The organism is Methanobrevibacter wolinii SH (assembly GCF_000621965.1).
GTDB classification, from domain to species: domain Archaea; phylum Methanobacteriota; class Methanobacteria; order Methanobacteriales; family Methanobacteriaceae; genus Methanarmilla; species Methanarmilla wolinii.
In genome coordinates this window covers 48,463-57,708 of record NZ_JHWX01000018.1, presented here as the reverse complement: position 1 = coordinate 57,708, position 9,246 = coordinate 48,463, and the positions used below count along the sequence as shown (strand labels likewise).

At 22.7% G+C, this 9,246-nt stretch carries 9 protein-coding genes; 2 read left to right on the top strand and 7 right to left on the bottom strand.

The genetic code is table 11. The annotated features are described in order from the left end of the window. Positions 1-286: 286 nt before the first annotated feature. On the bottom strand, positions 287-499 hold the full coding sequence (locus T523_RS03145; protein ID WP_042707470.1) for a TOBE domain-containing protein: 213 nt from the start codon (positions 497-499) through the stop codon (positions 287-289). 332 nt (positions 500-831) lie between these two features. On the opposite strand from T523_RS03145, the gene tsaA reads away from it, so the two are divergent. Together tsaA and T523_RS03135 are read left to right on the top strand one after the other, a co-directional pair. Then, positions 832-1,323, top strand: a complete 492-nt coding sequence (tsaA, locus tag T523_RS03140) for a tRNA (N6-threonylcarbamoyladenosine(37)-N6)-methyltransferase TrmO (protein ID WP_042707474.1) — start codon at positions 832-834, stop codon at positions 1,321-1,323. Positions 1,324-2,105: 782 nt separating this feature from the next. Then, positions 2,106-3,332 carry an HD domain-containing protein gene (locus T523_RS03135; RefSeq protein WP_042707469.1) on the top strand — a complete coding sequence of 409 codons (1,227 nt, stop codon included), beginning with the start codon at positions 2,106-2,108 and terminating at the stop codon, positions 3,330-3,332. A gap of 145 nt (positions 3,333-3,477) precedes the next feature. On the opposite strand, the gene cbiT is transcribed toward T523_RS03135, so the two are convergent. The 6 genes from cbiT to T523_RS03105 all read right to left on the bottom strand — a co-directional run bounded on the left by cbiT (position 3,478) and on the right by T523_RS03105 (position 8,860). Beyond that, positions 3,478-4,044, bottom strand: a complete 567-nt coding sequence (cbiT, locus tag T523_RS03130) for a precorrin-6Y C5,15-methyltransferase (decarboxylating) subunit CbiT (protein WP_042707468.1) — start codon at positions 4,042-4,044, stop codon at positions 3,478-3,480. A 48-nt stretch (positions 4,045-4,092) separates the two neighbouring features. Further along, a complete protein-coding gene (locus T523_RS03125; protein WP_042707467.1) occupies positions 4,093-4,641 on the bottom strand; it encodes a UbiX family flavin prenyltransferase in 549 nt (182 codons plus the stop codon). A 102-nt stretch (positions 4,642-4,743) separates the two neighbouring features. After that, positions 4,744-4,923: a hypothetical protein gene (locus T523_RS03120; RefSeq protein WP_042707466.1), complete on the bottom strand. Its 180-nt coding sequence runs from the start codon at positions 4,921-4,923 to the stop codon at positions 4,744-4,746. 326 nt (positions 4,924-5,249) lie between these two features. After that, the gene (locus T523_RS03115; protein ID WP_084486404.1) at positions 5,250-5,885 is read right to left on the bottom strand and encodes a molybdenum cofactor guanylyltransferase; all 636 of its coding nucleotides are present in this window, start codon (positions 5,883-5,885) and stop codon (positions 5,250-5,252) included. A gap of 368 nt (positions 5,886-6,253) precedes the next feature. Then, positions 6,254-7,735, bottom strand: a complete 1,482-nt coding sequence (guaB, locus tag T523_RS03110) for an IMP dehydrogenase (protein WP_042707464.1) — start codon at positions 7,733-7,735, stop codon at positions 6,254-6,256. Between the two features lie 408 nt (positions 7,736-8,143). Further along, complete coding sequence (locus tag T523_RS03105) at positions 8,144-8,860, bottom strand: (5-formylfuran-3-yl)methyl phosphate synthase (protein WP_042707463.1); 717 nt, start codon at positions 8,858-8,860, stop codon at positions 8,144-8,146. Between the last annotated feature and the right edge of the window lie 386 nt (positions 8,861-9,246).

Below are 9,246 nucleotides of genomic sequence, written 5' to 3'. Positions count from 1 at the left end.
AAACAAAATTTAAGATTCAAAATTAAATCTAAGAAAACACTATAATTTCTAAAAATTTAAACAAAATTTAAGATTCAAAATTAAATCTAAGAAAATTTATTTTAAAATTAGTAAATTTCAACAAAGAAATCTTAAAATCAATTTAATTATTTAAAAAAATGAAAATATTAATATAAAAAACAAAACAAGATATTTTCTAAAAAAAGACTGTAATTAAATATAAAGAATAAATTTTAAATAATTACAGCCCTATTAGAAAAGTAATTTAGAAAGAAATTACTAAAATTTATAATTCTTTACCAACAATAACTTCAGTAGCTTTAATTATAGCAGATACATCGTCACCTTCTTTAAGACCTAATTTCTCAGCAGATTCACGAGTAATAGCTGCAGTAATAACACCAGGCTCTTCAACTTTAATATGAACATTTGCCATAACAGTACCTAAAGTAACTTTTTCAACTTTACCTTTTAAACCATTTCTTGCACTAATTTCCATAATAAACACTCCTTTTGAAAATAATTTTATTAAAAAATAATAAATATTTATAAAATTTTATAATAAAAAATTATCGATATGAAAATTCAAAAACGACAATTATACATAAATATTTATTACTTTAATAATCTTTATTTAATAAAAAATCATTTAAAAATTTTATTAAATATAAATAAACATTTATATTATAAATTTGTACTTTATAACATATAAATATATCGTTTTTTACAAGATACTAAAATATTTATTGATTTCAAAAAATAGTGCATTTCGATAGGATTAATAAAAAAATGATTAGTAAAATATATAAAGCAATAAAACAATGTTATATTATGAATAAAATAGAATTAGAAACAATAGGAACAATTATTACACCATTTAAAAAACCAGAAGGAATGCCAATACAACCAACTGGAGCAAAAGGTGTAAAAGGTGAAATTCACTTAAAAGAAAAATATGTTGAAGGACTTAAAGATATTGAAGGATTTTCTCATTTAAATATCATATATTATCTACATTTAACCAATGGTAATGCATTAACAGTCAAACCATTTTTAGATAATAAACCACATGGTGTATTCGCTACTAGATCACCTAAAAGACCAAATAATATTGGTTTATCAACTGTTAAATTAGATTCCATAAAAGACAATATATTATATATATCTAATATTGATGTTGTAAGTGGAACTCCTTTATTAGATATTAAACCATATGTACCTCAACTATATGAAGATACTATTGAAGACCTTAAAATTGGTTGGTTTGAAACTAAATATAATAATGCTAAAAATAAAAAAGCAGATACAAGATTTGTAGAATAAATATTCTACATTTTAATATTTTAATAAAAAATCTTAAAAAAACTATTTTTTAAAATATTTGTTAAAATCTATTTTTTATAAATAACACTTAAACTTAAAAATCAAATTAGGAATTTATTTTAAAAAAAATCATTAAATTTCAAGAAAAACATGAAAAATAAACTCTTTTTAAAAACTAAAAAACTAATCCTAAGACCAAAATAAGAAAAAATAAGAAAAAATAAAAATAAAAAAAACTAATCCTAAAACCAAAATAAGAAAAAATAAGAAAAAATAAAAATAAAAAAAACTAATCCTAAAACCAAAATACCAAAAACTAAAAACTATTTTTGAAAATTAAAGATTGAATAATAATTAAAATCACTAAAATAAATAAAGTAATAAATGATAATTTAATAATCATTGAAGATATTGTTAAAAATGAAAATTTTAGATAAACATTATTAAAATTTAATTTTAAAAAAAAATATCCAAATTATATTAAAAATAATCAAAAATTAGAAATATTTATTTATTAACATATATAAACTAAAAATCAATAAGTCAATTTAATGATTTAAATTAAAAAATAAATGTGATTTATAATTAAAATTTTAATTAATTAAATATTAAAAAATTAATTTTAATTTTATTTGAAAAGATAAAATAAAAATTTAAATAAAATATTGGAATTAGAAATAAAAGAAAATAAACTAAAAACTAAATTGTAATTTCAAAGTTAAAGTCATTAATCTTAAAAAATATTCCAATAAAATTTTTATAAAATTTTCAATGTGGTTTTAATGTTAAAATATAGTAAATTTATTAGAGACAGTATTCATGGAGATCTTCCAATAACTGAGCTTGAAAAGGAAATTATGGATTATCCACAATTTCAAAGACTTAGACGTATAAAACAATTAGGTTTCACATCATTAATTTATCCAGGAGCAAATCATTCACGATTTGAACATTGTATAGGTACAATGTATTTAGCTTCATTACTTGGAGAAGAACTTAATTTAACAGATGATGAAATACAACTTGTAAGACTTTCAGGAATGTTACATGATATAGGTCATGGTCCATTTTCTCATGTTTCTGAATCAGTAATGGATGTAAAACATGAAGAACTTACAGCATTCGTTATTAAAAATACATCAATATCAACTAAACTTAGTGAAAATTATAATCTTGATAAAATCGTAGATATCATTAATGGTAAAGGTAAACTTGGACCTATTATATCTGGTGAACTAGATGTAGATAGAATGGATTATTTAATACGTGATTCACATTATACTGGTGTAGCTTATGGTGTAATTGATGTAGATAGAATAATTACAAATTTAAAATTAGAAAAATATTTAGTATTAGATATAAAAGGTGTTCAAGCTGCAGAGTCAATGCTTGTAGCACGATACTTTATGTATCCAAGTGTATATCAACATCATACAACAAGAATAATAAATGCAATGTTTAGAAGAGCATTAAATAAATTTATTGAAACCAGTAAAATAGATCCTAAAAAACTTAGTATTTATGATGATAGTGAAATGATTTGGAAATGTAAAAATAGTGAAAATGAATTTACTAAAGATATAATACAAAGATTAGAAAATAGACAATTATTTAAAAGAATTAAAACCATTAAATTAAGCAGATTTCAAAAACCTAATGATATATTCAAAATTAAAGAAAGAGATTTAAGAAAAGCAGAAAGAGAAATTGCTGAGGATTATAATATAGATAAAAATTACATATTTATAGATTTACCAGAATATCCTAAATTTGATGAAATGAAAACACAAATTGCAATTGGTGATGATTTATACCATTTAAATGAAGTATCTTCAATTGTTCAAGCATTAAATAAAGCAAGATTTAATTATCCAGATATTGCATTATATGCTCCTAAAGAAAACAAAGAGGAACTAAAAAAAGTTGAAATTGAAAATTATATTAATCTTCCAGAGTTTACAGATAAAATACCTACTGCAACACACTTTGATCAACAAAAGTTATTATAAAAATTGATTATAATCTTAAAATTATAAAAAATAAGTCTTAAAATTATTTAAATTAATGTCTATTAAAGACATTTAAGTTTAAAATATAATTTACTTAATTAAAAAAAATAGTTTTTAAAAAATTAAAAAATATAATTTTAAATAATTAATGTTTATGTGCTGAGATAATGCTTATTGGATTTTCAGCTTTCATAAGAGTTCCACGATCTAAAACTCTTCCTTTAGAAACATTAATTTCCATAATTTTTGGATTATAACCTAATTCTTTTAATTTATCAATTGCTTCAACTTTAGTATCTAAAAGTATTGCAGTAATAAATATTCTTCCTTTTGAATTTAATTTTTCATCAACTAAATCTAGTATTGGATAAAGTTCTTTTCCACTTCCTCCAATTATTGCAATATCTATATTATCAATATTCTCAAGAGCATTTACTGCATCATCATTAATTAAACTTACATTTTCTTCAGTTTTTAATAATTTATTTAAATTTGCTTTTGTAACTTCTATTGCATTAGGATTTTTATCAATTGAATAAACTTGTTTTGCTCTTGATGCAAATTCAACAGTTAATCCACCAGTTCCACAACCAATATCAACAACTACATCACTTTTTTTAATATCTGCTTCATAAACAAGTAATGCTCTTATTACTTCTTTTGTTGGACCTGGAACTTCACAGTTTTTAATAAAATCTGAATCTTCAAACATTATCTTTCCCTTCTTAATTACAATTGAATCTTATTAAATATTATAAATTTATTCCCATCTTTTATATAAATTATTATCAATTCCAAGGGAATCTAAAACCTTACCAACTATAAAATTTATAATATCATCTGCAGTTTTAGGATTAGAGTAAAATCCTGGATTTGGAGGTAATATAATTGCACCTTCTTTTGATAATTTAGTCATGTTTTCTAAATGAACTGTTCTAAGTGGTGTTTCACGAGGAACTATAATAACTTTACGTCTTTCTTTAAATGCAACATCTGCAGCTCTAGTAATTGTGTTTCCTGCATATCCATTTGCAATTGCAGATAAAGTTTTCATAGAACATGGTATAATAACTAATGAATCAAATTTAAATGAACCACTATTTATACTAGCAGTAAGATCATCAGTTTCATAATAATTATCTGCTAATTTAATAATATTTTCTACAGGCTCGTTTAATTCATAATCAATTATTGTTTTAGCAGCATCACTAATTAATAAACCTGTTTCAATATTTAAATTTTTTAAAACACATAATAATCGATATCCTAAAGTAACACCACTTGCACCTGTTATAGCAATAACTATCATTATAATATCTCCAATATGATAAAAAAAATATTATTAAAAATTTATAAATTTTTAGTTAAAAAAAGTTTAAAAAAATATATAAGTAATTTAAAAATTACTTATTTAATAGTCTCTGAAAGTTTTTCTTGTGTTTTTTTGTAATCTAGATTTATGACGTGGTTTTAATTGCCAGTTTTCACAAGAATAAACAGGATCAATTTGAATTCCAGTATATCCACAAATTTGTTGTGTTTTATTACCATTTTTTATAATTTTTCTAAAAATACAACTATTACATTTCATAGTTTTAACTCCAATACATTTACTATAATATACTATATATTTTTTACTTTAAAAATATTTTTATTCTTTCATTAAATTTTCAAGTCTTAAATTCTTTTTAAATTGTTTTAAGTTTTTAAAATTAAAATTTATAGATTTATATCTTTTTTATTAAAATTTTAAGTTTTGATTTTTAATTTTTCATGATTAAACTTAGTATAATTCTATTTTTTCATTATAAAATTTTTAATAATAAATTCTCAAATTAAGATATGTTAAACTTAAAAAATTTAAATTAATAATTAAAAACAATTTTTATAGTAAATTTAAAAATTAATAATTAAATATTAATCATCAATATCTGTAGGTCTATTATAATTTCTAAAGTTAATTTCATTAATTAAATGATTATCAATAGGAATATAATAACATTTATGATTCCTCATTATTACCCTTACTCTTAAAATATCTCTTTTTATATACTCTTCTATTATTGGAATAAAATTTTTATTATATATAGAATGTAATGGTTCTGCTTTTTTAATTGTTTCTGCATCTATTGGTCCTAAATGATATGGAACAACAGCATTAATTTCTTCATCCTTTGTTTCAGTTAAAATTTCAAGAGTATCAAACATAGTATATACAAAGTCAGTTTCAATATATGGTGAATCACAAGGAAGTACAAGAGCATAATCTGAGTGAATATGTTTTAATCCAGTCATAATACCTACAAGTGGTCCTTTATCAGGTATTTCATCAATTGTAAAATATATTTTATAATTATAATCTTTCTGTCTAATTAATCGCTTATACTGTTTAATACGTTTTTCACTATTTAAAACAATTATAAGTTCATCAATTTCATTATTTAATGATTCAAGTATATGTATTATCATTGGTTTTTTATGAATCCTCATAGATCCTTTATCTTTACCCATTCTTTTACTTCTTCCACCACATAATAATATACAAGACTTCATTTTAATACCCATTTTAAATAATTACTATACTATTTGTTTAATTAAATATATTAATTATTATAAAAAAATTATTTAAAAAAGTTTATTAAATATTTTTAAATTAATATTTGAAAAAACTAAAAATAATCTTAAAAACAAAAAAGAAGACCTTAAAAACAAAAAACCAATAAAAAAAACTAACAAAAATAAACCAAAATAAAAAAAATACTTAAAAAAGCCTTAAAAATAAAAAGACACTAAAAACAAGAAAAATAATCTTAAAAAAACCTTAAAAAATCTTAAAAATAAAAATAAAGAAAAAAACTAATAAAAACTACAAAAATAAAAAGTTAAAATAGAAATAATATAAAAAAAGTAAGGAAAGTAAATTATTCAAGATTTGGATAATTAGGACTTTCATTAGTAATTATAAGGTCATGTGGATGTGATTCTTTAATACCACTTTGAGTAATTCTTACAAATCTTGCAACTTTTTTCATAGTAGGAATATCTTTAGCACCACAATAACCCATAGATGCTTTTAAACCACCAACTAATTGGAAAATAACATCAGATACAGTACCTTTATAAGGAACTACACCTTCGACTCCTTCAGGAACTAATTTTGTGTGTTTCATATTTCCTTTAACTTCTTGGAAATACCTGTCAGCTCCTCCACCGAAACCGCCAGTCATAGCACCCATTGAACCCATTCCACGGTAAGATTTGTATTTTTTACCATTCATTACAGTGAGTTCTCCAGGAGATTCATAAGTTCCTGCAAGTAATTTACCAAGCATTACACAATCTGCACCTGCACCAATAGCTTTAGCAATATCACCAGAATATCTTAATCCACCATCAGCAATAACAGGAATTCCATAATCTTTAGCAACATCAGCAACATCTGAAACAGCAGTAAGTTGAGGTACACCTACTCCAGCTACAATCCTAGTAGTACAAATAGAACCAGGACCAATACCTACTTTAAGTGCATCTGCACCTTGTGAAATTAAATCTTCAGCAGCTTCAGCAGTAGCAATATTACCTACACATAATTCTGCATCTATATTTTCTTTCATAGTTTTAACAAATTTAACTACATTTAAATTATGAGCATGAGCACAATCAATAGAAACAATATCTGCACCTGCTTCATCTAAAGCCATAGCTCTTTCAAGATCAAATGGTCCTGCAGCAGCAGCTACTAATAAGTTTCCATCTTTATCTCTTGCAGCATCAGGATATTTTTTATGATTAAGAATATCACGAATAGTTACAATACCTACAAGTTTACCCTCACTTAAAACAGGAAGCCTTTCAACTTTATTTTCATATGCAATATCTAAAGCTTCTTCAGCAGAAGTATTTTCATCAATAGTAACAACGTCTGAAGTCATGACTTCACTTACTTTTCTATCAGTACCTGATTTCATTAATGGATTTACATCCCTACGACTAATAATACCAATAATGGTATCTCCATCCATAACTGGAAGTCCACTAATTGATTGATCATCCATAAGTTTTTGAACTTCATGAACTGTTGAATCAGGAGTAATAGTAACTACATCACGAATAGTAATGTCTTCAGCCATTTTTACTTTTTTAACTTCTTCAACTTCTTGTTCTAATGTTTTGTTTCTATGAATAACACCAATTCCACCTTCTTGTGCAAGAGCAATTGCAAGTTCAGATTCAGTTACATTATCCATAGCTGCACTCATAATAGGAATATTAAGTTTTATTTTATCACTTAATTTAACACTAGTGTCTACTTGTTTAGCCTCTACAGGAGATGCATTAGGCATTAGAAGAAAGTCGTCATATGTGTATCCTCTTTTTGCATTTTGAATTTTTTCTGAAAACATTATTTTTCACCGAATAAATAATAAATTTAATTGTAAGATTTATAAAAAGCTATTAAAAATAAAATATACTTAAATAAATTATATACATTAGAATATTAAATAAAATAACTTTTTATAAAGATATAAAAAATATATAATAAAAAAATATTATGTTTAATATAATTATAAATGATATGTCTTTTATTTAATATAAACTTATTGTTTTTTTAATAAAAATTAATATAAATTAATTTAATATCTTAAAATAAGAAATAAAATATAATAAATCAAATTATGAATATTTTTTAAAATATAAGAAAGAAAAAAATACAAAAAACAATAATAAAATAAAGTTTTAAAATAAAGTAATATAAAATTTAATAAAATAAAAACAAAAAATATTAAAAATAAATAAAAAATTAAAATAATTTAATTAAATGAATCAACTAAATCTTTTAATCCTTTAACTGCAGTTCTATCAATGTGACCAGTATTTCTATCTCCATCAACACATGCTGCTCCACGGATACCAACTACATCACAATTTAAGTCATTTAAAGGTTTTAATTGTTCTTTTTTAACTGAACCTGCAAGAGCTGTTTTTAAATCATATTCTTGAGCTTCAGCAACCCATTTTTCAAGATCTTCCATAGTCATGAAATCAAATAAAGTTTTTCCATCTTTAACTGCAGTATCTAACATAGCTAAATCTGCACCAGAATCACGAGCTACTTTAGGAATATCCCAAGGTGAAACTGCTCCAACCCTATCAGCATCTGCATAACCTGCTGCAACAACAATAGTGTCAGGAGATTCATCTTTAACAGTTTTTACAACATTTTTCATAACTTCTACAGCTTGTTCATAATTTTGAGTACCATATAAACCTACTTTAATATAATCTGCACCAGATACAAGTGCACCTAAACTAGCAAGAGAAACAGTACCTGGTTTATATGGAACATCCCCAATAGTTGCAGATACTAATTTATCAGAAGGAGTTATACTCCTAATATCTTTAATAACCCAAGGGAAATTTGCTCCAAGGGAACCTTCTTTAGGATTTTTTACATCTACAATATCTGCTCCACCTTCAATAGCTTCTACAGCTTCTTCATGATTAATTGGACTTATTAATAAAAGCAATATATTATCCTCCAAGTATTATTATTTACTATTGATTATAAAATATTTTAAAATAGAATAATTATTTATTAAAAATATACTTATAATACACTCATTAAATACCGACTAAATAATTAATATAATATTAAAAACTAATAAAATATTTTTATTATCATTTATTAATTAAAAATATATTAATATACAGATATAAATCTTTTGTATTAGTAATATAAAAATAAATAAATTTTAAACTAATTTAATAAAATGTAGAAATAATCTAATATTTAAAAATTTATAAACAAATAATTTAATTTAAAAAAATATAATATGTAAAACTAATTTTAAATAATAAATTTATACATGACTTAATAATATATTTTATTTAATATAAATAGTTTATTTAAAAT

What these genes read in the sequence shown, in the direction of transcription:
- cbiT (WP_042707468.1), bottom strand. Translation starts at nt 4,044, where the DNA reads ATGTTTGAAGATTCAGATTTTATTAAAAACTGTGAAGTTCCAGGTCCA.
- T523_RS03145 (WP_042707470.1), bottom strand. Translation starts at nt 499, where the DNA reads ATGGAAATTAGTGCAAGAAATGGTTTAAAAGGTAAAGTTGAAAAAGTT.
- T523_RS03115 (WP_084486404.1), bottom strand. Translation starts at nt 5,885, where the DNA reads ATGAAGTCTTGTATATTATTATGTGGTGGAAGAAGTAAAAGAATGGGT.
- tsaA (WP_042707474.1), top strand. Translation starts at nt 832, where the DNA reads ATGAATAAAATAGAATTAGAAACAATAGGAACAATTATTACACCATTT.
- T523_RS03135 (WP_042707469.1), top strand. Translation starts at nt 2,106, where the DNA reads ATGTTAAAATATAGTAAATTTATTAGAGACAGTATTCATGGAGATCTT.
- T523_RS03125 (WP_042707467.1), bottom strand. Translation starts at nt 4,641, where the DNA reads ATGATAGTTATTGCTATAACAGGTGCAAGTGGTGTTACTTTAGGATAT.
- guaB (WP_042707464.1), bottom strand. Translation starts at nt 7,735, where the DNA reads ATGTTTTCAGAAAAAATTCAAAATGCAAAAAGAGGATACACATATGAC.
- T523_RS03120 (WP_042707466.1), bottom strand. Translation starts at nt 4,923, where the DNA reads ATGAAATGTAATAGTTGTATTTTTAGAAAAATTATAAAAAATGGTAAT.